Origin of the sequence: Pseudomonas medicaginis, assembly GCF_965119365.1 — a bacterium.
Classification (GTDB): Bacteria; Pseudomonadota; Gammaproteobacteria; order Pseudomonadales; family Pseudomonadaceae; genus Aquipseudomonas.
In genome coordinates, this window is record NZ_OZ221631.1 from 1,054,352 (window position 1) to 1,077,841 (window position 23,490).

A 23,490-nucleotide genomic window follows, 5' to 3' on the forward strand; every position below is an offset into this window, starting at 1 on the left:
CCTGTCGGGTAAAACCTGACCGGCTGATCCACTACACGGCGTGGGGCTCCCGCCGGTAAGCATAGGTGTCGGCGAAGCGCGACAGCAGGAATTCGGCGCAGGTGGTGGTCGGGTACCTTGGTGGATGGGCGTCATCCTGGCAACCGGGCAGGCACTGGATCAGCGTGTCGGGGTGCGGCTCGGCAAAGAATGGCATCGAATAGCGGTCCATCCCCCGCGGGCTGATCACCCGATGCGGCGTGGACAGGTAACGGTCGTTGCTCCAGCGCGCCATCATGTCGCCGAGGTTGACCACGAAGGTGCCGTCGATGGGCGGCGCGTCGATCCACTCGCCGTTGACGTTGCGCACTTGCAGGCCACCCGCGGCGTCTTGGTAGAGCAAGGTGATGCAACCGTAGTCGGTATGAGCGCCGGCACCTTGTTGCTCGACGCTACTGGCGGTCTGGCGTGGCGGGTAGTGGATCAGGCGCAGCACGCTGACCGGGTCGTTGAAGCGTGTGTCGAAAAAGTCTCGTTCGATGCCCAGGGCCAGGGTCATCGCCCGCAGCAGGGTTTGCGCAAGGGCCTGCATGTCACGGTAATGCTGCTCCATCAAGGTTGCCCAACCGCTCAGGTCGGGATGCCGGTTGGGGCCGCGTAGCGGTTTTTCCGCCATCACGTCCGGGTGATCGGCCGGCAGGTGCAGGCCCATGTCGAAGGTTTCCTTCAGGTCGCTGGGTTTGTTCGGGTCCAGTTGTTCCGTGGCGACGGCGCCATAGCCACGGTGGTGGCGGGTCTGGGTGATGTCGATCTTGAGTTTCTCTTCGACGGGCAAGGCGAAGAAGCGTTGGGCATTGTCCAGTACCTCGGCGATGCGCGCCGGGCTGATGGGATAGCCCTTGATGTAGAAAAAGCCCCATTGGCGGCAGGCGCGGTCGATTTGCCCGGCGACGGCTTGCCAGGCGTCGGGCTCATCGCCGTAGAGCGGGCTGATGTCGATGATGGGAAGGCTGTTCATACTGCTTTCCTGACTTGAAATAGGTACCCCATGTGGGAGCGAGCTTGCTCGCGATGACGGTGTATATGCCGGACCGCTATCGCGAGCAAGCTCGCTCCCACAATGGGTTTTGTGCTGGTTTTTGGGTTGAGGGTTATTTGGGAATCTCAGCCTTCATGCCTTCGACGTAATAATTCATCGACGCCAGTTCTGCATTGGTGGCGCTCGCGCCTGCGGGGATTTTCTCGACGCCGGCCTGGTCCTTGATCGGGCCGGTGAACGGGTGGAAGGCGCCGCTCTCGATGTCGGCGATGATCTGCTCGGCTTCGCCCTTGACCGCGGCTGGCACCAGGTCACTGATCGGCAGTTTCACCGTGCCTTCCTTCAGGCCGCCCCAGTAGTCCTGGGATTTCCAGTTGTGGTCGAGCACGCTTTGGGTTGCCTGGATGTAATGCGGGCCCCAGTCATTGACGATGGACGTCAGCACCGCCTTGGGACCGAAGTGAGCCATGTCCGAAGCGTAGCCCACCGCATAGACGCCGCGGCGTTCGGCGGCCTGGATCGGCGCCGGGCTGTCGGTGTGTTGGAACACCACGTCCACGCCCTGGTCGATCAGCGCGTTGGCGGCGTCGGCTTCCTTGCCCGGATCGAACCAGGAGTTGACCCACACTACCTTGATCTCGGTCCCGGGGTTGTATTTGTTCAGGGCCAGTTGGATGGCGTTGATGTCGCGGATGACTTCCGGGATCGGGAAGCTGGCAACGTAGCCGATCTTCTTGGTCTTGGTCATCTTGGCCGCGAGGAAACCGCCCACGTAGCGGCCTTCGTAGGTGCGAGCCAGGTACGTGCCCAGGTTCTTGTCCTGCTTGTAGCCGGTGGCGTGTTCGAAGATCACCTTGGGAAATTGCTTGGCGACCTTGAGCGTCGGGTTCATGTAGCCGAAGGACGTGGTGAAGATCAGGTCGTATTTGTCCTTGGCCATGTTGCGGATCACCCGCTCGGCATCGGCCCCTTCCGGCACGTTCTCGACGTAGTGGGTGGTGATCTGTTCGCCGAATTTGGCCGCCAGTTCCTTGCGCCCTTGTTCGTGCTGATAGGTCCAGCCGTGGTCGCCGATCGGGCCGATGTAGACGAAGCCGACCTTCAGCGGGTCGGCGGCACTGGCGCTCAAGCCGGCGCTCAGGCCAACGGCTGCGACGACGGCGCAAAACAACTTCTTCAAGGGGCGTTTGTGCATGAACTCGAACTCCATATTGTTGTGAGGTTGGCTGTAGCGCACCAATGCAAAATGCTGACCAACAAGACAACAAATATTTAACGCCTTGATGCAGCCATCGCGGGCAAGCCTTGCTCCCACAAGTGCAAGGCCCAACCATGTGGGATCAGGCCTTGCCCCGACAGATGGGCAGCCCGATCTCATGGGAGGGCAAGCTTGCTTCACAAGTGCGACGCAATACCTGTGGGAGCAAGGCTTGCCCGCGATGAGGCCCCTGAGAACAATAAAGGTGCACCTGCCCCTCACTCGCCACCCCCTGGTGCACCACACCGAACGAAACGTTCACCGCCTCCTATAGTCAGTAACTCATGACCCCGCCCACGGTGACAGGCCCGCGATGCTCACGTTGATCAAGCAAGAAAAACTGCTGTTGATGGCACTGATCGCCGCGTGTATCGCCTATCCGCTGGAGCACTGGATGCTGGGCAGCGGGCAAGTGGTGGCGTTGGCCGGCGGCCTGGTCCTGATCGGTTTCATCGTCGCGGCGTCCATGCGCGTGGCCCATCACGCCGAACTGCTGGCGGAAAAAGTCGGTGATCCTTATGGCACCATGATCCTGACCTTGTCGGCGGTGCTGGTGGAAGTGGTGATCCTGGCGATCATGATGAGCAACGAAGCGTCTTCGACGTTGGTGCGGGACACGATCTACTCGGCGGTGATGCTCGACATCAATGGCATCCTCGGGCTGGCGGCGTTGATGGGCGGAATCAAGCATGGCGAACAGGTCTACAACGATGATTCGGCACGTACCTACAGCGTGATGATTCTCACGGCCATGGGCGTGTCGATGGTGGTGCCGGAGTTCATTCCCCAGCAGAACTGGAAAATCTATTCGGCCTTCACCATTGGCGCGATGATCGTGTTGTACACCTTGTTCCTGCGCATGCAGGTCGGGCCCCACAGTTATTTCTTCAGCTACAGCTATCCGGAAAAACGCCGCAAGAAAGAGCCGGTGGAAACCGAGCCGGAACCCATCAGCCTGACAATTTCCATAGGGGCGCTGGTGTTTGGCGTGGTGGTGATCGGTGCTCTGGCCGAGGTCATGTCCAAGGCCATCGACCTGGGGCTGGAAGGCTCGGGGGCTCCGCCCGTGGTCACGGCGATCCTGGTTGCGGCGATTTCCGCCGCACCGGAAATCCTCACCGCCCTGCGTGCGGCCCTCGCCAATCGTATGCAGGCGGTGGTGAACATCGCGCTGGGGGCTTCGTTGTCCACCGTGATCCTCACCGTGCCCGTGATGGAAGCCATGGCCCTCTACACGGGCCAGCCCTTCCAGATGGCAATGACTCCGGTGCAGACGGTGATGATCTTCATCACCCTGATTGTCTGCGCGATCAACCTTAACGATGGTGAAACCAATGCCATTGAAGGCATGACCCACTTCGTGCTGTTCGCGACATTCATCATGTTGTCCTTGCTGGGACTCTAGGCCCGATACAGCACCCATTGTGGGAGCGAGCTTGCTCGCGATGGCGGCCAGCCATTCAACATCAAAGTTGACTGATCTGGCGCTATCGCGAGCAAGCTCGCTCCCACGGGGATTTGGGGTGGGTCAGGTGCCAGCGATCAATTCCCGCGCCGCCTGGCTATGATCGGCAATCAGCCCCTTCAAGTCCAATCCCTCGACCTGCCCGTCGATGACCCGCCATTGCCCACCGATCATCACCCGATCCGCACGATCCGCACCGCACAGCAGCAGCGCCGAGACCGGGTCGTGGCTGCCGGAAAAGCGCAGCTCATCGAGTTTGAACAACGCCAGGTCGGCCTGCTTGCCCACCGCCAATTCACCGATATCGCTGCGCCCGAGCAGTTGCGCCGAGCCCCGGGTCGCCCAGCTCAGCACGCGTTCCGGCGTAATCGCTTGCGCGCCGTAACGCAGGCGCTGGATGTACAGCGCCTGGCGGGTTTCGAGGATCATGTTCGAGGCATCGTTGGATGCCGAACCGTCTACCCCCAGGCCCACGGGAGCGCCGGCGGCGGTCAGTTCCAAGGTCGGGCAAATGCCTGAGGCCAGGCGCATGTTGGAACTTGGGCAATGGCAGATACCGGTGCCGGCGGCGCCGAGTCGGGCGATTTCGTCCGGGTTGAAATGAATGCCGTGGGCCAGCCAGGTACGCGGGCCGAGCCAACCGACGCTGTCCAGGTAATCCACGGTGCGCAGGCCGAATCGCTGCAGGCAGAACGCTTCTTCATCGAGGGTTTCGGCCAGGTGTGTGTGCAAACGTACGTCGAGTTTCTCCGCCAACTCGGCGCTGGCGCTCATGATCTGCGGCGTAACCGAAAACGGTGAACAGGGTGCCAGGGCAATCTGAATCTGCGCGCCGTCGCCGCGTTCGTGATACTGGGCGATCAAGCGCTGACTGTCGTCGAGAATCACCTCACCCTGCTGCACGGTCTGCTGCGGCGGCAGGCCACCGTCGGCTTCGCCCAGGCTCATGGAGCCACGGGTCAGCATCGCGCGCATGCCCAGTTCACGAACACTCTGCACTTGCACGTCGATGGCATTTTCCAGGCCTTCTGGGAACAGGTAATGGTGGTCGGCCGCCGTGGTGCAGCCCGACAGCAGCAACTCGGCCAAGGCCACTTTGCTCGCCAGGGCCAGTTTTTCCGGGGTCAGCCGCGCCCACACCGGGTAGAGGGTCTTCAGCCATGGGAACAGCGGCTGGTTCACTACCGGCGCCCAGGCGCGGGTCAGGGTCTGGTAGAAGTGATGATGGGTGTTGATCAACCCCGGCAGGATCACATGTTCGCGCGCATCGAAAATGTGGTCACAGGGCTGGGCGGGTTGCTGGTTTGCGCTCAGCAGTTCGACGATCACACCGTCCTGCAGGACGAGACCGCCACGGGCATCGAGGTCGTTGGCCGTGAAAATGGCGAGGGGATTTTTTAACCAGGTACGGGTCGCAGGCATGGTGGCCGGCTCCTCTGAAAGTGGGTTCAGGTTAGCCAGCTCAGTGATGCCCTGTCTGCTGATCCAGGGTCGCCGGTAACGGCGAGGAATGGAGTTTACTCAGGTTGCCGGGCGCAGATCCAGTGTCAGGCCGAGAATCCTGTGGGAACGAGCTTGCTCGCGATAGCGGTAGATCCGTCGACATCCATGTTGGATGTGAGGCCGTCATCGCGAGCAAGCTCGCTCCCACAGAGGAAAGGTGGGGTTACCAGGGAATCGTTTCGCCCCGGTAGTTGACGAAGTGATGCCCACCCTTGCCGGCGAAGGCATTGACCTGGTCGATCAGCCCACGGGTGCTGGTCTCTACATCGATGTCCGCCCCTTCGCCGCCCATGTCGGTCTTCACCCAGCCCGGGTGCAGCGACAGCACGGTCAGTGCCTGCTCGCCCAATTGGCTGACGAAGCTGTTGGTCATGGAGTTGAGCGCCGCCTTGCTGGCCTTGTACAGCGCCAGTTCCGGCGCGTCGGGCATGGTCACGCTGCCCAGTACCGAGCTCATGAACGCCAGCACGCCGCTGCCATCGCGGATCTGCCCGACGAAGCGCTGGGCCAGGTTGATCGGGGCCACGGCGTTGGTGAAGAACAACTGGCCGACTTCGGCCAGCGTCGCGCCGCCTGGGCTCTGGTTGTCCGGGCCCTTGACGCCGGCGTTGACGAACAGCAGGTCGAAGGTTTCGCCCTTGAGTTGTTGGCTCAGGGCAATGACCGCTTGCTGGTCGTCCATGTCGAGTCTTTCGATCCGCACCGGGCCCAGCGCCCTCAAAGCCTCTGCGTTCTGCGGGTTGCGCACGGTGGCGGTCACGTTCCAGCCATCGCTGAGCAGCGTCTTCACCAGACCAAGGCCCAGGCCCCGGGAGGCGCCGATGATCAATGCGTTTCTTGCCGAATTCATGAGAGGCATCCTTGAAAGAAAAAGGTCATGGATTTAATGGACAGCGTTGCCCGAGCCGTTGTTTCAGCTCGTGACGCAACGCGTCGAGTTCGGTGATACGGGTTTCGATCAGGCTCAGTTTGTCTTGCAGCAATTGCGTCACGGCGCAGTCCGGGTCGGGGGCGTTCCAAAGGGCGGCGACGCTGGCGCTGATCTCGCCCAGGGTAAAGCCCAGGCGCTGGGCCGTTTTGATATAGAGCACCAGTTGGACCATGTCGGCGGGGTAGTCGCGATAGCCATTGGCGCTGCGCGTCGCCGCGATCAGGCCCCGCTGCTCGTAGAAGCGCAGCGTGTCGCGACTGACGGCGCAGGCCTGGGCTAATTCACCGATACGCATGGAGGACTCCAGAGGGCTTGACCTTGGAGCATACCCCAGGCTTTAGCCTCTGCGCTCCTCAATTATCTGGAGCAAAGTGTATGTGGACTTCGATGCAATATCGCCGGGTGGTGCTTGGCAGTGCCTGGTACGACCTGATCGTGTCGGCCGCGCTGGTCACGCCGTGGAGCTTTGCGGCGCTGCATGGTGTGTTGATGAGCTTGACTCAGCTATTGGACCTGCCTGGAGAACTGCCGCCGTTTGCGCCGGCGCATGTGCTGATGGTGAACCTGCTGGGCTCGATTGTCTGCGTGTGGGCGGTGCTGCGGATTCGGGATCCGCAGCCTCTGTATGGGCGTTATGACGCGACGGGGCGGTTTCTGTTTGCAGCCTGGATGCTGTATGCGCTGCTTCATGGAGCCAGTGCGGTGTTGTGGGTTTTCCTGTTTTTCGAGGTGGTGTGGGGCTTGGTTCAGGTATTGCCTGTTCGGGCCTCATCGCGAGCAAGCTCGCTTGTATGGTAGGACTTGAAGGGAGGAGGAGGGACAAGGCTCGATTCTGACTGTTAGCCGCAGTACAGACCGTGGGAGATTTCGCCCCTCCTCCTTTCACCCAAGCGCCGATAAAGAATGCATCTGGCCTAAACCGACGATAGGAACAAGCCTGCGCCTCTGGGTGAACCCTTCAAGTGTTCAAACCTTAGCCCGGAGAATTTTCAATGGCAATGCCGGTTTCTGTCACAAAGCCGATTGTGGGCGTGGATGTCGCCAAGAACGAACTGGTGATCTATCACGCCGAACTTGACGTACTGGAGGCGACTCCCAACAACAAAGCGGCCATCAAAAAGTGGTTGAAAGCATTGCCGGGCCCCGTCGCTGTAGCCATTGAGTCGACCAATATCTATCACCTGGAATTCGCTGATCTGGCCTATGAGGCCGGCTGCGAGATCTACATGGTGGGCGGTTATGAACTGCATCACTACCGCGAAGGCGTAAAAATCCGCGCCAAAACTGACGCGCTGGATGCCAAGCTGCTGGCCCGTTACCTGAAAAACGAAGGGCATGAGCTTAACCCCTGGACCCCGCCATCTCCGCTGTATCGCCAGCTCCTGAGCCTTTTCCGCCGTCGCGCAGCCCTGGTTCAGGCTCGAGTGGCCCTGGTACAAAGCTGGGCTAACGAGCCGCTGCTGAAGACCGCTTTCGCCGAACAAATTGCAGCCATGCAGAGGCTTGAGACATTGATCGAGAAGACGATCAAGGATCATCTGAGGGATGCCGGTTTGCTGGGTCAGTTGAACCGTTGCTTGAAGGTTGAGGGCATTGGATTTCTGACCGGAGCCCGCTTGCTTACGGCATTTCAACGAGGGGATTTCAGAAACTCAGACGCCTTCATTGCCTTTTTGGGAATGGACTTGCGAGTGTCGAAATCAGGACAAAAAGATGGGCGCCGTAGCTTGAGTAAACGAGGCGACCCGGAAGTCCGTCGACTGTTACACAATGCCGCCATGTCGGCTAGCCGCACGTCTGCCTGGAGAGGCTTCTATGAAAAGCAAAGAGCTCGCGGTTTCACTACCACTCAGGCGTTGGTAATGCTGGCTCGCAAGCTTGCTCGGATCGTATTCGCTCTGCTGAAAGGGCAAAGCGAATACCAACCTAACGCGGCTTGAGGGCTTTCCCTCAACCATAGAATCTCCCACAGGGGGCCTGAGTCAAACCTGAACTCAGTGTTCACCTGGTCTAGTGTGGGAGCGAGCTTGCTCGCGATAGGTGCGCCGCGGTCTAACTCAATGCCCCGCCTGCCAAGGTTGCCCCAGGGACACCGGCGCATACAGTCCGGTGCGCACGGCGTCCCGGGATAACAGCACCAGCACCACAATGGTCGCGGCATAAGGCAGCATCGCCAACAGGCTCGACGGAATCGCCAACCCCAGCCCCTGGGCCACCAGGTGCAGGATGCTGGCGAGACCGAACAGGTAGGCGCCCAGCAGCAGGCGCCATACCCGCCAACTGGCGAACACTACCAGCGCCAGGGCGATCCAGCCGCGCCCGGCGCTCATGTTCTCGGCCCACATCGGCGTGTAGGCCAGCGATAGATAGGCGCCGGCCAAGCCGGCCATGGCGCCGCCAAACAAGACCGCCAGGGTTCGCACCTGCAGCACGGGCAGGCCCATGGCGCTGGCGGCATCGGGGTTTTCCCCGACGGCCTGGATGATCAACCCTACGCGACTTTTCACAATCATCCACGCCACCAGGGCAAACAGGGCGAAGGACAGGTAAACCAGCAGATCCTGGGCAAACAGCATCCGCCCGATCAACGGAATGTCACTCAGGTAGGGAAGGGCCAGCGGCTCGAATCCCGCCAGCGGTTTGCCGACCCAGGCCGCGCCGACAAAACTCGACAGGCCCACGCCGAAAATCGTCAGCGCCAGGCCGGTGGCGACTTGATTGGCGTTGAACACCAACGCGACCAGGGCGAACAAGGCCGACAACAGCATCCCGGCGGCTATCGCCAGCAGCACGCCGAGCCAGAGGTTACCGCTGTTGAACGCGACAATAAAACCGACCACCGCGCCGAACAGCATCATGCCTTCCTGGCCCAGGTTCAGGACGCCGCTTTTCTCGCAGACCAATTCACCCAGGGCCACCAGCAGTAACGGCGTACCGCAGCGGACCATGGCGTAGAAAATATTGCTCAACAAGTCGATATCCATCACAGGGCTCCTGCCTGTACCGCAGTGGTTCGGGCGCGCCGGGTCCAGCGCAGGTTCAGGCGTGGCCGGTAGAGGATCAGCACGTCGCAGGCCAACAGGAAAAACAGCATCATCCCCTGGAACAACTGGGTGATCGCCTGGGGCAGGTTCAACGACATCTGCGCACTCTCACCGCCGATGTACAGCAGGGCCATCAACAAGCTGGCAAACAGAATGCCGATGGGGTTTAGGCGTCCCAGGAATGCCACGGTAATCGCTGCGTAGCCGTAGCCCGGCGACACCTGCGGCACCAGTTGGCCGATCGGCCCGGTCACTTCGCAGACACCGGCCAGCCCGGCCAGTGCCCCGCTGATCAACAACGCCAGCCACACCAAAGGCTTCTGGCGAAAACCGGCGAAACCGGCGGCGCGGGCATCGAGGCCCAGCACCTTGATTTGAAAGCCGACGAAGCTTTTCTGCAGCAACACCCACACCGCCACCAGCGCCAGCAGGGCGAAATACAGCCCGGCATGGACCCGACCATCTTCCAGCAGCAACGGCAGGCGACTGGCCTCGCCGAACATCGCCGACTCCGGGAAGTTGAAACCCGCCGGGTCTTTCAACGGCCCGTGAACGCAAAACAGCAGCAGGTTCAGGGCGATGTAGTTGAGCATGATGCTGGTGAGAATCTCGTTGGCGTTGAAGCGCGTGCGCAACCAGGCCGTGAGTCCGGCCCAAGCCGCCCCTGCCAGGGTGCCGGTCAGCAGGACCAGCACCAATGCCCAATGGCTCTGCACGCCGATGATGTTCACCGCCAAGGCACTGCCGGCCAAGGCGCCCAGCAACAGCTGGCCTTCAGCACCGATGTTCCAGACCCGCGCCTGATAGGCCACTGCCAGGCCGAGGGCGCACAGCAGGATCGGCAAGGCTTTGACCAGCCACTCGGACACGCCGTACAGATCGCTGATCGGGGCGATCAACAGGGTGTACAGCGTTTGCAACGGGTCATGTCCGAGGGCGATAAACAGCAGCGAGCCGCAGCCCAGGGTCAACACGGCGGCCAGCAGTGGCGAGCACCAGAGCATCAGGCGCGATTGCTGGCCGCGGGGTTCGAGAGAAAGCAGCATGTAGAACTCCGTTAAACGGGCATGAGGGCAGGTGATTGAGGGGCGTCGAATTGACCCGCCATCCAGGCTCCGATGTCGCTGAGGCGGGTCTCGACGGTGGGGCTCAAGGCCGACAGGCGCCCGCCGCACAAGGCACCGAGGCGGTCGCTGATCTGGAACAATTCGTCGAGGTCTTCGGAGATCACCAGAATGGCCGCGCCTGCGTCGCGCAGGGCGATCAGGGCGCGATGGATGGTGGCTGCCGCGCCGACGTCCACCCCCCAGGTCGGGTGAGCGGCCACCAGCAATTTGGGTTGTTGGAGGATCTCCCGGCCGAGAATGAATTTCTGCAAGTTACCCCCCGAAAGGCTGCGTGCCGGAGTGCGGGTGTCGGGTGTCTTCACGCCAAAGCGACGGATGATCTCTTCGGCCAGTTGTTCGACCTTGCTGCGCCGAATCAGGCCATGGCTGACCAGTCCCTGTTGGAAGGCGCTGAGCAAGGCGTTATCTGCCAGGCTCAATTGCGGCACGGCGCCGTGGCCCAGGCGTTCGGCGGGGACGAAGGCCAGACCGAGCCGACGGCGGGCGTCGGGGCGCAGGTGGGCGACGGATTGCCCGTCGAATCGGATCGTATCGCCTTGTTGTCGAGGAAGCGGCGTTTCTCCGCTGAGCAACGCCAGCCATTCGTCCTGACCATTGCCCGCCACCCCGGCGATGCCGACGATCTCGCCGCTGCAAACCTCCAGCTCAATGTCCTGCAACGAACAGCCGAACGGGTCCGGGTTGTGCCATGACAGCTTGTCGATTTTCAGGAAGGCTTTGTCTGCGCTGACCTTTGGGTAATCCGTGATCAACCCGGCGGCTTCGCCAACCATCAGTTGCGCCAGCTCCCGGTCCGAACAATGCGCCGGTGTGCAATGCCCCGCCACCCGCCCGCCGCGCAGCACCGTGGCGCTGTGGCACAGCGCGCGCACCTCCCCGAGCTTGTGGCTGATGAACAAGATGCTGCAGCCCTCGCTCGCCAGGCGGCGCAGGGTCACGAACAGTTCTTCGGCTTCTGCGGGCGTGAGCACCGAGGTCGGTTCATCGAGAATCAACAGCCGAATGTCCTGCATCAGGCAGCGAATGATCTCTACCCGCTGGCGCTCGCCAATCGACAGGCTATGGACCAGTCGCTGGGGTTCCAGCGCCATGCCGTAGCGTCCGGAAACGTCGCGGATCCTGGGTTCCAACTGCGCTGGCGTGCCGGCTGCCGCGCCCATTGCCAAGGCAATGTTTTGCGCGACGGTGAGGGTTTCGAACAGTGAGAAATGCTGGAACACCATGCCGATGCCCAGGCTGCGAGCCTGGGCCGGGTTACGCAGGTTGACGCGCTGGCCTTGCCAGATCACTTCGCCCGAATCGGCAGCAGTGACGCCGTAGATAATTTTCATCAGGGTGCTTTTACCCGCACCGTTTTCTCCGAGCAGGGCGTGAATCTCGCCGGGCTGGATGCTCAGGTCGATGGCGTCGTTGGCCAGGCAACCGGGGTAGCGTTTACTGATCTTGCGCAATTGCAGGCGCGCGATGGCGTCGGGGTTGGACATGACAGGCTCGGGCCGATGGATTGGAATGCCTGTGGATAAAGCAATTTCCTGGCCATAAGGTCAGGAAATTGCCTTGGGCCCAGCGCCAGGGCTCCCTGCAGGAGGACTTGGCAACAGTGATTGGAAAATTCTGCACTGGGTTGGAGCGCGCACGTTTTGCGCAGGCATCGATTTGCCCCGAAATGGGTGGCTAAAAAATGAACAAGCGGCTGGGAGCCATGTCCCTGTTGGGGTGGGAGCAGCCATGAACGGGTTATCCACAGGTTGCTCCACAGTTATTGTGCGCAAGCCGGAAACTTGGGCATAAGCACGGCGAGGCTTTCTTCCAAAGGTGATAAACCGTCGCAAGCGGTTGTTTTGTGGATAGATTTGTCGATTCGCTGGGGCTTTGGCTGAAAAATGAACAACCCTCTGAAACCCGCATGACAGAAGGTTTACAGAGGAATGTGCTCAGGTTATCCACAGTCGGGTGCACAGTGGATGTGGGCAAGTTGAACGATCGCCAGAGGCCCTGAAAGGTTGCAACCCTGGAACTCAACGCTCCAACAGGATCCGTCCACGGCTCAGGTCGGCCAGTTGTGTTTGCAAGGTTTCGATGTGCGCCTCACCCACAGCCAATTGCAGGTCTACACCGTTGGCGGTGAAGTGTTCTTCATTCACCAGCCCGCCGCACTCGGCGACGCGCAGTTTCACCAGGGGCAGTTCGGCGAACCCGCAGGAGCAGCGCAGCGGCACACGGCTGATCAATTCGATCTTTTCGGCATTTTGCAGGCATTTGTTCGCGCCCCCGCCATAAGCCCGGGCGAGCCCTCCGGTGCCCAGTTGAATCCCGCCGTACCAGCGAATCACCAACACCACGACTTGATCGCAGGCCTGGGCTTCGATTGCGGCCAGGATCGGCCGCCCGGCGGTGCCCCCTGGCTCGCCATCGTCATTGCTGCGGTAGTGGTCGCCAAGTTTCCAGGCCCAGCAATTGTGCGTGGCATCCAGATCGCTGTGCTGCTCGATGAACGCTTGGGCATCGGCGGGGCTGGTGATGGGCGCGGCGAAGGTGATGAAGCGGCTTTTGCGAATTTCTTCGCGGTACTCGCAAAAACCGGCAAGGGTAAAGGGCATGGCGATCTTAAAAGGTGGGTGTCAGGCCGCAGCCCTTGAGAATGATGCGGATCAGGTTGTCACCCGCGTCGATCATGTCCTGTTTGGTCAACTTGCTGCGACCGGTCACGCGGCAGATCTGGGTGGCGAAGTTGGCGTAATGCTGAGTGCTGCCCCACAGCAGGAAAATAAGGTGCACCGGGTCGATCGGGTCCATCTTGCCGGCGTCGATCCAGGCCTGGAACACGGCCGCGCGGCCATTGAACCAGGCGCGATAATCCTGGTTGAAATACTCGGTCAGGCATTCGCCCCCGCTGATCACTTCCATGGCAAACAAACGCGATGCCTGGGGCTGGCGACGAGAGAACTCCATTTTGGCGCGGATATAACGGGTCAAGGCTTCAGCCGGCTCGTCCTCGGCGGTAAGAGTATTGAAGGTGCTGTCCCACAATTCGATGATGTTGCTCAGCACCGCTACGTACAAGCCGAGTTTATTGGTGAAGTAATAATGCAGGTTCGCCTTGGGCAGTCCGGCCTTGAGGGCGATGGCATTCATGCTGGTGCCTTTGAACCCATGGCGAGCGAATTCATCTTCGGCGGCCTTGAGGATCGTCTCTTCGTTCTTTTGACGAATGCGACTGGTGGGCTTGCCACTGTGGGCAGGGACTTCAAAAGTCATGGGCATTTCCGGGCTGAGTCTGTGGGGCAAGCAAATGCGTTGATAGCGCACCGGCATCGATCCGACAAGTGCCATCACGCTAAAAGCCCGACTAAAGACCTGTGGGAGCGAGCTTGCTCGCGATAGCGGTGGATCCGTCACATCTTTATTGACTGAATAACCGCTATCGCGAGCAAGCTCGCTCCCACAAAGAGCAAAAGGGTTAGCGGGTGGCCGCCAGGCTTTCGAGAAAACTCTCCAGCACCAGGTGAGGCCGGCGGCCCTTGCGTGTGACTGACGCCAGGCTCAGGTCATAGAACCGTGCCGCAGGTTTCAAGGCCCGCAACCGGCCTTGCTGGACCCAGAGGTTGGCGTAGTGATCGGGCAGGTAACCGATGTAGCGCCCGGTAAGAATCAGGAATGCCATGCCTTCGCGGTCCGATGCACTCGCGGTGCAGTTGAGCGCCTGATAGTGGGCCTGGATCTCGGCCGGTAGGCGGAAGGTCGGTGCGATGGCGTCCTGGCTGTTGAGGCGGGCCTCTTCAAGTTGTTGGTCGTCGACATAAAACAGCGGATGCCCGACCGCGCAATACAGCAGCGATCGTTCACTGTACAACGGTTGATATTCCAGCCCGGACAAGGCACTGGCCTGGGGGACCACGCCGACATGCAAGCGTCCGTCGAGCACGCCTTGCTCGACTTCGTTGGGGGCGATCATACGGATCTGGATCTGCACGTCGGGCCCGCGCTCTTTCAATTGCGCCAGTGCGTGAGTGATGCGCATGTGCGGCAGGGTGACCAGGTTGTCGGTCAGGCCGATGGTCAACTCGCCGCGCAGATGTTGGTGCAGGCCGTTGACCTCGGTGCGAAAGCTTTCCAGTGCGCTCAATAACTGCAATGCAGATTGGTACACCTCGCGTCCTTCCTCGGTCAGGGAAAACCCCGCCCGTCCGCGCTGGCACAGACGCAAACCGAGGCGTTGCTCGAGGTCGCTCATCTGCTGGCTGATGGCCGAACGGCCGATGCCCAGCACGGTTTCCGCGGCGGAAAACCCTCCACATTCCACGACGCTGCGGAAAATGCGCAGCAGGCGGATATCAAAGTCGCTGACCTGGGCCAGTGGATCGGGACGACGAGCGCTCATAGTTTAGTGAACCGCCGACTGAAGGTTACAAAAGTTGGATTTCATCGACTTTATCGCCGTGGCAACTTAGCTGCAAGAACGCCTTTCGATCCCCTGTCGCTTATGACCTGCGAGGTTTTGTCGATGAACATGCCCGAACACGCTGCCGGTTCCCTGGCCAGCCAGCTCAAGCTCGATGCCCACTGGATGCCCTACACCGCCAACCGCAATTTCCAGCGTGATCCACGCTTGATCGTCGCCGCCGAGGGCAGTTGGTTGGTGGATGACAAGGGGCGCAAGGTATATGACTCGCTGTCGGGCCTGTGGACATGTGGCGCCGGGCACACGCGCAAGGAAATCCAGGAAGCGGTCGCCAAGCAACTGGGCACCCTCGATTACTCGCCGGGATTCCAATACGGTCATCCGCTGTCGTTCCAGTTGGCGGAAAAAATCACCAGCCTGACCCCGAGTAATCTCAATCACGTGTTCTTCACCGATTCCGGCTCCGAGTGCGCCGATACCGCGGTGAAGATGGTCCGCGCCTACTGGCGTCTCAAGGGCCAGGCGACGAAGACCAAGATGATTGGACGTGCCCGTGGTTATCACGGGGTGAACATCGCCGGCACCAGCCTCGGCGGCGTCAGTGGCAATCGCAAGTTGTTCGGCCAGGCGATGATGGATGTCGATCACTTGCCCCACACCTTGCTGGCCAGCAATGCCTATTCCCGTGGCATGCCGAAAGAAGGTGGCATCGCCTTGGCCGATGAGCTGCTGAAGCTGATCGAACTGCACGATGCGTCCAACATCGCGGCGGTGTTCGTCGAGCCCATGGCGGGGTCGGCCGGTGTGCTGGTGCCGCCTGAGGGTTACCTCAAGCGTCTGCGGGAAATCTGCGACCAGCACAGTATTCTTTTGGTGTTCGACGAAGTGATCACCGGCTTCGGCCGCACCGGTTCGATGTTCGGTGCCGACAGCTTTGGCGTGACCCCGGACCTGATGTGCATTGCCAAGCAAGTCACCAATGGCGCGATCCCCATGGGCGCGGTGATTGCCAGCTCCGAGATCTACCAGACCTTCATGAACCAGCCGACACCCGAGTACGCAGTGGAATTTCCCCACGGCTATACCTACTCGGCGCACCCGGTGGCCTGCGCGGCTGGCCTGGCTGCGCTGGACCTGTTGCAGAAGGAAAACCTGGTGCAGAGCGTGGCCGAGATCGCCCCGCATTTCGAGAACGCATTGCACGGCTTGAAGGGCGCGAAGAACGTCATCGACATTCGCAACTACGGCCTGGCCGGCGCGATCCAGATCGCCGGGCGCGACGGCGATGCCATCGTGCGTCCGTTCGAGGCCGGCATGGCGTTGTGGAAAGCCGGGTTCTATGTGCGGTTTGGCGGCGACACCTTGCAGTTCGGGCCTACGTTCAACAGCAAGCCACAAGACCTGGATCGTCTGTTCGACGCTGTCGGTGAAGTGCTGAACAAGCTCGACTGATGCGTCCTTCTTTATAGCTTTCGATAACGGGCGTCCGGCCACGGGCGCCTGTTGATAATTCTGGAGTCCCCCATGAGCCTCATCCCGCATTTGATCAATGGCGAATTGCTGAGCGACAGCGCTCGCACCGCCGATGTGTTCAACCCGTCCACTGGCCAGGCCATCCATCAGGTGCCATTGGCTGATCGTGCGACCATCCAGCAGGCCATCGACGCCGCCAAGGCGGCTTTCCCGGCCTGGCGCAACACACCAGCGGCCAAGCGTGCGCAGGTGATGTTTCGTTTCAAGCAATTGCTGGAGCAGAACGAGTCGCGTATCGCCCAGTTGATCAGTGAAGAACACGGCAAGACTTTGGAAGACGCGGCCGGTGAGCTCAAGCGTGGCATCGAGAACGTCGAATTCGCCTGCGCAGCGCCGGAAATCCTGAAGGGCGAATACAGCCGTAACGTCGGGCCGAACATCGACGCCTGGTCAGACTTTCAGCCTTTGGGCGTAGTGGCAGGTATCACACCGTTCAACTTCCCTGCGATGGTGCCGCTGTGGATGTATCCGCTGGCGATCGTTTGCGGTAACTGCTTCATCCTCAAGCCGTCCGAGCGTGACCCGAGTTCGACATTGCTGATTGCCCAGTTGCTGTTGGAAGCCGGTTTGCCCAAAGGTGTGTTGAGCGTTGTGCATGGCGACAAGGCCGCCGTGGATGCACTGATCGAAGCGCCGGAAGTGAAGGCATTGAGCTTTGTCGGTTCGACGCCGATCGCCGAGTACATCTATGCCGAGGGCACACGGCGTGGCAAACGCGTCCAAGCGCTGGGCGGGGCAAAGAACCATGCGGTGCTGATGCCGGATGCGGACCTGGACAATGCCGTCAGCGCGTTGATGGGGGCGGCGTACGGTTCGTGCGGTGAGCGTTGCATGGCGATTTCGGTGGCGGTGTGTGTCGGTGACCAGGTGGCGGATGCACTGGTGTCCAAGCTGGTGCCACAGATCAAGGCGCTGAAGATTGGCGCCGGTACGTCTTGTGGGCTGGACATGGGGCCGTTGGTGACCGGTCAGCACCGGGACAAGGTCAGTGGCTATATAGAAGACGGTGTGGCGGCGGGTGCTTCGCTGGTGGTCGACGGCCGTGGCTTGAGCGTGACCGGGCATGAGGAAGGTTTCTTCCTGGGTGGCTGCCTGTTCGATCGCGTGACCCCCGAGATGCGCATCTATAAGGAAGAGATCTTTGGGCCGGTGCTGTGCATCGTCCGGGTCAACAGCCTGGAAGAGGCGATGCAACTGATCAATGATCACGAGTATGGCAACGGCACCTGCATCTTTACTCGCGATGGCGAGGCGGCGCGGTTGTTCTGCGATGAGATCGAAGTCGGCATGGTGGGAGTCAACGTTCCATTGCCGGTGCCGGTTGCCTATCACAGCTTTGGCGGCTGGAAGCGCTCGTTGTTCGGTGACCTGCACGCCTACGGCCCGGACGGCGTGCGTTTCTATACCCGTCGCAAGGCCATTACCCAGCGCTGGCCGCAGCGTGCCAGCCATGAGGCTTCGCAGTTTGCGTTCCCCAGCTTGTAACCGGTAAGTGAAGAGGCCGGCGCCCTTGGGCGCCGGCCTCTGCATTTACAGGGCTTTTAGACTGATGTGACAGAATTATGAAAATAGGTGTTGACGGCAAATTCTGAACGTCTATAATTCGCCCCACTTCCGGCGCGGTCGAAACGGAAAACTCCTTGAGATTCAATGAGTTAAGTAGGTTTCGAAGGTGCAGGGCTTCAGTTCATCGAAGCCTGGAAAGAGCGGATAGAGCGGTGTGGTTTGGCTCTATCGGCGGTTCGATCTTCTCGGTCGAAAGCGGTGAAAAAGAGGTGTTGACAGCAGCGAGTAACGCTGTAGAATTCGCCTCCCGCTAACGAGAGATCGGAAGCGCAAGTGGTTGAAGTTGTTGAGGTTTACGAAGTGAAACTTTGAAAACTTCTTAAAATAACCGCTTGACAGATACACGGGGTGCTGTAGAATGCGCGCCTCGGTTGAGACGAAAGAATCAACCAACCGCTCTTTAACAACTGAATCAAGCAATTCGTGTGGGTGCTTGTGGAGTCAGACTGCTAGTCAACAGATTATCAGCATCACAAGTTGCTCCGCGAGAAATCAAAGATGTAACCAACGATTGCTGAGCCAAGTTTAGGGTTTTCTCAAAACCCAAAGATGTTTGAACTGAAGAGTTTGATCATGGCTCAGATTGAACGCTGGCGGCAGGCCTAACACATGCAAGTCGAGCGGTAGAGAGGTGCTTGCACCTCTTGAGAGCGGCGGACGGGTGAGTAATGCCTAGGAATCTGCCTGGTAGTGGGGGATAACGCTCGGAAACGGACGCTAATACCGCATACGTCCTACGGGAGAAAGCAGGGGACCTTCGGGCCTTGCGCTATCAGATGAGCCTAGGTCGGATTAGCTAGTTGGTGGGGTAATGGCTCACCAAGGCGACGATCCGTAACTGGTCTGAGAGGATGATCAGTCACACTGGAACTGAGACACGGTCCAGACTCCTACGGGAGGCAGCAGTGGGGAATATTGGACAATGGGCGAAAGCCTGATCCAGCCATGCCGCGTGTGTGAAGAAGGTCTTCGGATTGTAAAGCACTTTAAGTTGGGAGGAAGGGTTGTAGATTAATACTCTGCAATTTTGACGTTACCGACAGAATAAGCACCGGCTAACTCTGTGCCAGCAGCCGCGGTAATACAGAGGGTGCAAGCGTTAATCGGAATTACTGGGCGTAAAGCGCGCGTAGGTGGTTCGTTAAGTTGGATGTGAAAGCCCCGGGCTCAACCTGGGAACTGCATTCAAAACTGTCGAGCTAGAGTATGGTAGAGGGTGGTGGAATTTCCTGTGTAGCGGTGAAATGCGTAGATATAGGAAGGAACACCAGTGGCGAAGGCGACCACCTGGACTGATACTGACACTGAGGTGCGAAAGCGTGGGGAGCAAACAGGATTAGATACCCTGGTAGTCCACGCCGTAAACGATGTCAACTAGCCGTTGGGAGCCTTGAGCTCTTAGTGGCGCAGCTAACGCATTAAGTTGACCGCCTGGGGAGTACGGCCGCAAGGTTAAAACTCAAATGAATTGACGGGGGCCCGCACAAGCGGTGGAGCATGTGGTTTAATTCGAAGCAACGCGAAGAACCTTACCAGGCCTTGACATCCAATGAACTTTCCAGAGATGGATTGGTGCCTTCGGGAGCATTGAGACAGGTGCTGCATGGCTGTCGTCAGCTCGTGTCGTGAGATGTTGGGTTAAGTCCCGTAACGAGCGCAACCCTTGTCCTTAGTTACCAGCACGTTATGGTGGGCACTCTAAGGAGACTGCCGGTGACAAACCGGAGGAAGGTGGGGATGACGTCAAGTCATCATGGCCCTTACGGCCTGGGCTACACACGTGCTACAATGGTCGGTACAGAGGGTTGCCAAGCCGCGAGGTGGAGCTAATCCCACAAAACCGATCGTAGTCCGGATCGCAGTCTGCAACTCGACTGCGTGAAGTCGGAATCGCTAGTAATCGCGAATCAGAATGTCGCGGTGAATACGTTCCCGGGCCTTGTACACACCGCCCGTCACACCATGGGAGTGGGTTGCACCAGAAGTAGCTAGTCTAACCTTCGGGAGGACGGTTACCACGGTGTGATTCATGACTGGGGTGAAGTCGTAACAAGGTAGCCGTAGGGGAACCTGCGGCTGGATCACCTCCTTAATCGACGACCGCAGCTGCTCCATGAGCTCCCACACGAATTGCTTGATTCATTGAAGAAGACGAAAGAAGCAGCCAAAAGGGTTGTGGCTTGGTTGGTTAGAGCGCACCCCATGCTCTGTGGTAAAGAGCAGGGTGAGGTCGGCCTTAGTAGCTCGAAATTGGGTCTGTAGCTCAGTTGGTTAGAGCGCACCCCTGATAAGGGTGAGGTCGGCAGTTCGAATCTGCCCAGACCCACCAATTTTGTGTGGGAAACGCCTGTAGAAATACGGGGCCATAGCTCAGCTGGGAGAGCGCCTGCCTTGCACGCAGGAGGTCAGCGGTTCGATCCCGCTTGGCTCCACCACTACTGCTTCGATTGTATAAAGCTTAGAAATGAGCATTCCATCGGTTCGATGGTGAATGTTGATTTCTAGTCTTTGACTAGTTCGTTCTTTAAAAATTTGGGTATGTGATAGAAAGATAGACTGAACGTTACTTTCACTGGTAACGGATCAGGCTAAGGTAAAATTTGTGAGTTGCTCGTTGAGCAAGATCGAATTTTCGGCGAATGTCGTCTTCACAGTATAACCAGATTGCTTGGGGTTATATGGTCAAGTGAAGAAGCGCATACGGTGGATGCCTTGGCAGTCAGAGGCGATGAAAGACGTGGTAGCCTGCGAAAAGCTTCGGGGAGTCGGCAAACAGACTGTGATCCGGAGATGTCTGAATGGGGGAACCCAGCCATCATAAGATGGTTATCTTGTACTGAATACATAGGTGCAAGAAGCGAACCAGGGGAACTGAAACATCTAAGTACCCTGAGGAAAAGAAATCAACCGAGATTCCCTTAGTAGTGGCGAGCGAACGGGGACTAGCCCTTAAGCTTCTTTGATTTTAGCGGAACGCTCTGGAAAGTGCGGCCATAGTGGGTGATAGCCCTGTACGCGAAAGGATCTTAGAAGTGAAATCGAGTAGGACGGAGCACGAGAAACTTTGTCTGAATATGGGGGGACCATCCTCCAAGGCTAAATACTACTGACTGACCGATAGTGAACTAGTACCGTGAGGGAAAGGCGAAAAGAACCCCGGAGAGGGGAGTGAAATAGATCCTGAAACCGTATGCGTACAAGCAGTGGGAGCCCACTTTGTTGGGTGACTGCGTACCTTTTGTATAATGGGTCAGCGACTTATTTTCAGTGGCGAGCTTAACCGAATAGGGGAGGCGTAGCGAAAGCGAGTCTTAATAGGGCGTCTAGTCGCTGGGAATAGACCCGAAACCGGGCGATCTATCCATGGGCAGGTTGAAGGTTAGGTAACACTGACTGGAGGACCGAACCGACTACCGTTGAAAAGTTAGCGGATGACCTGTGGATCGGAGTGAAAGGCTAATCAAGCTCGGAGATAGCTGGTTCTCCTCGAAAGCTATTTAGGTAGCGCCTCATGTATCACTGTAGGGGGTAGAGCACTGTTTCGGCTAGGGGGTCATCCCGACTTACCAAACCGATGCAAACTCCGAATACCTACAAGTGCCGAGCATGGGAGACACACGGCGGGTGCTAACGTCCGTCGTGAAAAGGGAAACAACCCAGACCGTCAGCTAAGGTCCCAAAGTTATGGTTAAGTGGGAAACGATGTGGGAAGGCTTAGACAGCTAGGAGGTTGGCTTAGAAGCAGCCACCCTTTAAAGAAAGCGTAATAGCTCACTAGTCGAGTCGGCCTGCGCGGAAGATGTAACGGGGCTCAAACCATACACCGAAGCTACGGGTATCACGTAAGTGATGCGGTAGAGGAGCGTTCTGTAAGCCTGTGAAGGTGAGTTGAGAAGCTTGCTGGAGGTATCAGAAGTGCGAATGCTGACATGAGTAACGACAATGGGTGTGAAAAACACCCACGCCGAAAGACCAAGGTTTCCTGCGCAACGTTAATCGACGCAGGGTTAGTCGGTCCCTAAGGCGAGGCTGAAAAGCGTAGTCGATGGAAAACAGGTTAATATTCCTGTACTTCTGGTTATTGCGATGGAGGGACGGAGAAGGCTAGGCCAGCTTGGCGTTGGTTGTCCAAGTTTAAGGTGGTAGGCTGAAATCTTAGGTAAATCCGGGGTTTCAAGGCCGAGAGCTGATGACGAGTTACCCTTTGGGTGACGAAGTGGTTGATGCCATGCTTCCAAGAAAAGCTTCTAAGCTTCAGGTAACCAGGAACCGTACCCCAAACCGACACAGGTGGTTGGGTAGAGAATACCAAGGCGCTTGAGAGAACTCGGGTGAAGGAACTAGGCAAAATGGCACCGTAACTTCGGGAGAAGGTGCGCCGGTGAGGGTGAAGCACTTGCTGCGTAAGCCCACGCCGGTCGAAGATACCAGGCCGCTGCGACTGTTTATTAAAAACACAGCACTCTGCAAACACGAAAGTGGACGTATAGGGTGTGACGCCTGCCCGGTGCCGGAAGGTTAATTGATGGGGTTAGCTAACGCGAAGCTCTTGATCGAAGCCCCGGTAAACGGCGGCCGTAACTATAACGGTCCTAAGGTAGCGAAATTCCTTGTCGGGTAAGTTCCGACCTGCACGAATGGCGTAACGATGGCGGCGCTGTCTCCACCCGAGACTCAGTGAAATTGAAATCGCTGTGAAGATGCAGTGTATCCGCGGCTAGACGGAAAGACCCCGTGAACCTTTACTATAGCTTTGCACTGGACTTTGAATTTGCTTGTGTAGGATAGGTGGGAGGCTTTGAAGCGTGGACGCCAGTCTGCGTGGAGCCATCCTTGAAATACCACCCTGGCAACTTTGAGGTTCTAACTCAGGTCCGTTATCCGGATCGAGGACAGTGTATGGTGGGTAGTTTGACTGGGGCGGTCTCCTCCTAAAGAGTAACGGAGGAGTACGAAGGTGCGCTCAGACCGGTCGGAAATCGGTCGTAGAGTATAAAGGCAAAAGCGCGCTTGACTGCGAGACAGACACGTCGAGCAGGTACGAAAGTAGGTCTTAGTGATCCGGTGGTTCTGTATGGAAGGGCCATCGCTCAACGGATAAAAGGTACTCCGGGGATAACAGGCTGATACCGCCCAAGAGTTCATATCGACGGCGGTGTTTGGCACCTCGATGTCGGCTCATCACATCCTGGGGCTGAAGCCGGTCCCAAGGGTATGGCTGTTCGCCATTTAAAGTGGTACGCGAGCTGGGTTTAGAACGTCGTGAGACAGTTCGGTCCCTATCTGCCGTGGACGTTTGAGATTTGAGAGGGGCTGCTCCTAGTACGAGAGGACCGGAGTGGACGAACCTCTGGTGTTCCGGTTGTCACGCCAGTGGCATTGCCGGGTAGCTATGTTCGGAAAAGATAACCGCTGAAAGCATCTAAGCGGGAAACTTGCCTCAAGATGAGATCTCACTGGGACCTTGAGTCCCCTGAAGGGCCGTCGAAGACTACGACGTTGATAGGCAGGGTGTGTAAGCGCTGTGAGGCGTTGAGCTAACCTGTACTAATTGCCCGTGAGGCTTGACCATATAACACCCAAGCAATTTGTGAACTCGAAAGAGACCAGATTGCGGTGTGTGAAGACGAAACGAACCGAAAG

General features: G+C 58.6%; 16 protein-coding genes, 2 tRNA genes and 2 rRNA genes. 9 read left to right on the forward strand and 11 right to left on the reverse strand.

Translation table 11 applies throughout. The annotated features are described in order from the left end of the window. Positions 1 to 31: 31 nt before the first annotated feature. Positions 32 to 997, reverse strand: coding sequence for a 2-oxoglutarate and iron-dependent oxygenase domain-containing protein (locus ACMTA2_RS04580; protein ID WP_413793901.1), 966 nt, complete (start codon positions 995 to 997; stop codon positions 32 to 34). A gap of 133 nt (positions 998 to 1,130) precedes the next feature. Further along, positions 1,131 to 2,213, reverse strand: a complete 1,083-nt coding sequence (locus ACMTA2_RS04585) for a BMP family ABC transporter substrate-binding protein (RefSeq protein WP_413793902.1) — start codon at positions 2,211 to 2,213, stop codon at positions 1,131 to 1,133. A 376-nt stretch (positions 2,214 to 2,589) separates the two neighbouring features. Between ACMTA2_RS04585 and ACMTA2_RS04590 the strand changes: the two genes are divergently transcribed. Continuing rightward, positions 2,590 to 3,681, forward strand: coding sequence for a calcium:cation antiporter (locus tag ACMTA2_RS04590; RefSeq protein WP_413793903.1), 1,092 nt, complete (start codon positions 2,590 to 2,592; stop codon positions 3,679 to 3,681). A 123-nt stretch (positions 3,682 to 3,804) separates the two neighbouring features. On the opposite strand, the gene ACMTA2_RS04595 is transcribed toward ACMTA2_RS04590, so the two are convergent. The 3 genes from ACMTA2_RS04595 to ACMTA2_RS04605 all read right to left on the reverse strand — a co-directional run bounded on the left by ACMTA2_RS04595 (position 3,805) and on the right by ACMTA2_RS04605 (position 6,470). Further along, on the reverse strand, positions 3,805 to 5,163 hold the full coding sequence (locus ACMTA2_RS04595) for an 8-oxoguanine deaminase (protein ID WP_413793904.1): 1,359 nt from the start codon (positions 5,161 to 5,163) through the stop codon (positions 3,805 to 3,807). 244 nt (positions 5,164 to 5,407) lie between these two features. Continuing rightward, a complete protein-coding gene (locus ACMTA2_RS04600; RefSeq protein WP_413793905.1) occupies positions 5,408 to 6,094 on the reverse strand; it encodes an SDR family oxidoreductase in 687 nt (228 codons plus the stop codon). A gap of 25 nt (positions 6,095 to 6,119) precedes the next feature. Continuing rightward, the gene (locus ACMTA2_RS04605; protein WP_413793906.1) at positions 6,120 to 6,470 is read right to left on the reverse strand and encodes a MerR family transcriptional regulator; all 351 of its coding nucleotides are present in this window, start codon (positions 6,468 to 6,470) and stop codon (positions 6,120 to 6,122) included. Between the two features lie 80 nt (positions 6,471 to 6,550). Here ACMTA2_RS04605 and ACMTA2_RS04610 point away from each other — a divergent pair, with 80 nt between their 5' ends. Both ACMTA2_RS04610 and ACMTA2_RS04615 read left to right on the forward strand, forming a co-directional pair. Next, complete coding sequence (locus tag ACMTA2_RS04610) at positions 6,551 to 6,973, forward strand: hypothetical protein (protein WP_413793907.1); 423 nt, start codon at positions 6,551 to 6,553, stop codon at positions 6,971 to 6,973. Positions 6,974 to 7,167: 194 nt separating this feature from the next. Next, on the forward strand, positions 7,168 to 8,115 hold the full coding sequence (locus ACMTA2_RS04615; RefSeq protein WP_413792179.1) for an IS110 family transposase: 948 nt from the start codon (positions 7,168 to 7,170) through the stop codon (positions 8,113 to 8,115). 117 nt (positions 8,116 to 8,232) lie between these two features. Here the strand turns inward: ACMTA2_RS04615 and ACMTA2_RS04620 are convergent, their stop codons facing one another. From ACMTA2_RS04620 to ACMTA2_RS04645, 6 genes are all read right to left on the reverse strand, one after another. Next, positions 8,233 to 9,159 (reverse strand): ABC transporter permease, encoded by a 927-nt coding sequence (locus ACMTA2_RS04620; RefSeq protein ID WP_413793908.1) that lies wholly within the window; start codon positions 9,157 to 9,159, stop codon positions 8,233 to 8,235. Continuing rightward, the gene (locus tag ACMTA2_RS04625; RefSeq protein ID WP_413793909.1) at positions 9,159 to 10,265 is read right to left on the reverse strand and encodes an ABC transporter permease; all 1,107 of its coding nucleotides are present in this window, start codon (positions 10,263 to 10,265) and stop codon (positions 9,159 to 9,161) included. The genes ACMTA2_RS04620 and ACMTA2_RS04625 overlap by 1 nt, the downstream gene beginning before the upstream one ends. 11 nt (positions 10,266 to 10,276) lie before the next feature. Further along, positions 10,277 to 11,830 carry an ABC transporter ATP-binding protein gene (locus tag ACMTA2_RS04630; RefSeq protein ID WP_413793910.1) on the reverse strand — a complete coding sequence of 518 codons (1,554 nt, stop codon included), beginning with the start codon at positions 11,828 to 11,830 and terminating at the stop codon, positions 10,277 to 10,279. A 534-nt stretch (positions 11,831 to 12,364) separates the two neighbouring features. Continuing rightward, positions 12,365 to 12,946: an IMPACT family protein gene (locus tag ACMTA2_RS04635; protein ID WP_413793911.1), complete on the reverse strand. Its 582-nt coding sequence runs from the start codon at positions 12,944 to 12,946 to the stop codon at positions 12,365 to 12,367. A 7-nt stretch (positions 12,947 to 12,953) separates the two neighbouring features. Continuing rightward, positions 12,954 to 13,604 (reverse strand): TetR/AcrR family transcriptional regulator, encoded by a 651-nt coding sequence (locus ACMTA2_RS04640; RefSeq protein ID WP_413793912.1) that lies wholly within the window; start codon positions 13,602 to 13,604, stop codon positions 12,954 to 12,956. A 202-nt stretch (positions 13,605 to 13,806) separates the two neighbouring features. After that, positions 13,807 to 14,727: a LysR family transcriptional regulator gene (locus ACMTA2_RS04645; RefSeq protein WP_413793913.1), complete on the reverse strand. Its 921-nt coding sequence runs from the start codon at positions 14,725 to 14,727 to the stop codon at positions 13,807 to 13,809. Positions 14,728 to 14,850: 123 nt separating this feature from the next. Here ACMTA2_RS04645 and aptA point away from each other — a divergent pair, with 123 nt between their 5' ends. From aptA to ACMTA2_RS04675, 6 genes are all read left to right on the forward strand, one after another. Beyond that, positions 14,851 to 16,200 (forward strand): omega-aminotransferase AptA, encoded by a 1,350-nt coding sequence (aptA, locus tag ACMTA2_RS04650; RefSeq protein WP_413793914.1) that lies wholly within the window; start codon positions 14,851 to 14,853, stop codon positions 16,198 to 16,200. Positions 16,201 to 16,272: 72 nt separating this feature from the next. Next, on the forward strand, positions 16,273 to 17,766 hold the full coding sequence (locus ACMTA2_RS04655; RefSeq protein WP_413793915.1) for a CoA-acylating methylmalonate-semialdehyde dehydrogenase: 1,494 nt from the start codon (positions 16,273 to 16,275) through the stop codon (positions 17,764 to 17,766). Positions 17,767 to 18,402: 636 nt separating this feature from the next. After that, a 16S ribosomal RNA gene (locus ACMTA2_RS04660) occupies positions 18,403 to 19,939 on the forward strand. A gap of 160 nt (positions 19,940 to 20,099) precedes the next feature. Beyond that, a tRNA-Ile gene (locus ACMTA2_RS04665) sits at positions 20,100 to 20,176 on the forward strand. A gap of 30 nt (positions 20,177 to 20,206) precedes the next feature. After that, positions 20,207 to 20,282: transfer RNA gene (locus ACMTA2_RS04670), tRNA-Ala, on the forward strand. 245 nt (positions 20,283 to 20,527) lie between these two features. After that, a 23S ribosomal RNA gene (locus tag ACMTA2_RS04675) occupies positions 20,528 to 23,419 on the forward strand. The 16S and 23S rRNA genes sit together here with 2 tRNA genes alongside, the layout of an rRNA operon. Positions 23,420 to 23,490 lie beyond the last annotated feature (71 nt).

Bases quoted from the DNA above. Each gene is read 5' to 3' on its own strand.
- ACMTA2_RS04645 (WP_413793913.1), bottom strand. From the start codon at position 14,727: ATGAGCGCTCGTCGTCCCGATCCACTGGCCCAGGTCAGCGACTTTGAT.
- ACMTA2_RS04640 (WP_413793912.1), bottom strand. From the start codon at position 13,604: ATGACTTTTGAAGTCCCTGCCCACAGTGGCAAGCCCACCAGTCGCATT.
- ACMTA2_RS04625 (WP_413793909.1), bottom strand. From the start codon at position 10,265: ATGCTGCTTTCTCTCGAACCCCGCGGCCAGCAATCGCGCCTGATGCTC.
- ACMTA2_RS04655 (WP_413793915.1), top strand. From the start codon at position 16,273: ATGAGCCTCATCCCGCATTTGATCAATGGCGAATTGCTGAGCGACAGC.
- ACMTA2_RS04580 (WP_413793901.1), bottom strand. From the start codon at position 997: ATGAACAGCCTTCCCATCATCGACATCAGCCCGCTCTACGGCGATGAG.
- ACMTA2_RS04585 (WP_413793902.1), bottom strand. From the start codon at position 2,213: ATGCACAAACGCCCCTTGAAGAAGTTGTTTTGCGCCGTCGTCGCAGCC.
- ACMTA2_RS04600 (WP_413793905.1), bottom strand. From the start codon at position 6,094: ATGAATTCGGCAAGAAACGCATTGATCATCGGCGCCTCCCGGGGCCTG.
- ACMTA2_RS04605 (WP_413793906.1), bottom strand. From the start codon at position 6,470: ATGCGTATCGGTGAATTAGCCCAGGCCTGCGCCGTCAGTCGCGACACG.
- ACMTA2_RS04595 (WP_413793904.1), bottom strand. From the start codon at position 5,163: ATGCCTGCGACCCGTACCTGGTTAAAAAATCCCCTCGCCATTTTCACG.
- ACMTA2_RS04590 (WP_413793903.1), top strand. From the start codon at position 2,590: ATGCTCACGTTGATCAAGCAAGAAAAACTGCTGTTGATGGCACTGATC.
- ACMTA2_RS04620 (WP_413793908.1), bottom strand. From the start codon at position 9,159: ATGGATATCGACTTGTTGAGCAATATTTTCTACGCCATGGTCCGCTGC.
- ACMTA2_RS04630 (WP_413793910.1), bottom strand. From the start codon at position 11,830: ATGTCCAACCCCGACGCCATCGCGCGCCTGCAATTGCGCAAGATCAGT.
- ACMTA2_RS04610 (WP_413793907.1), top strand. From the start codon at position 6,551: ATGTGGACTTCGATGCAATATCGCCGGGTGGTGCTTGGCAGTGCCTGG.
- ACMTA2_RS04615 (WP_413792179.1), top strand. From the start codon at position 7,168: ATGGCAATGCCGGTTTCTGTCACAAAGCCGATTGTGGGCGTGGATGTC.
- ACMTA2_RS04635 (WP_413793911.1), bottom strand. From the start codon at position 12,946: ATGCCCTTTACCCTTGCCGGTTTTTGCGAGTACCGCGAAGAAATTCGC.
- aptA (WP_413793914.1), top strand. From the start codon at position 14,851: ATGAACATGCCCGAACACGCTGCCGGTTCCCTGGCCAGCCAGCTCAAG.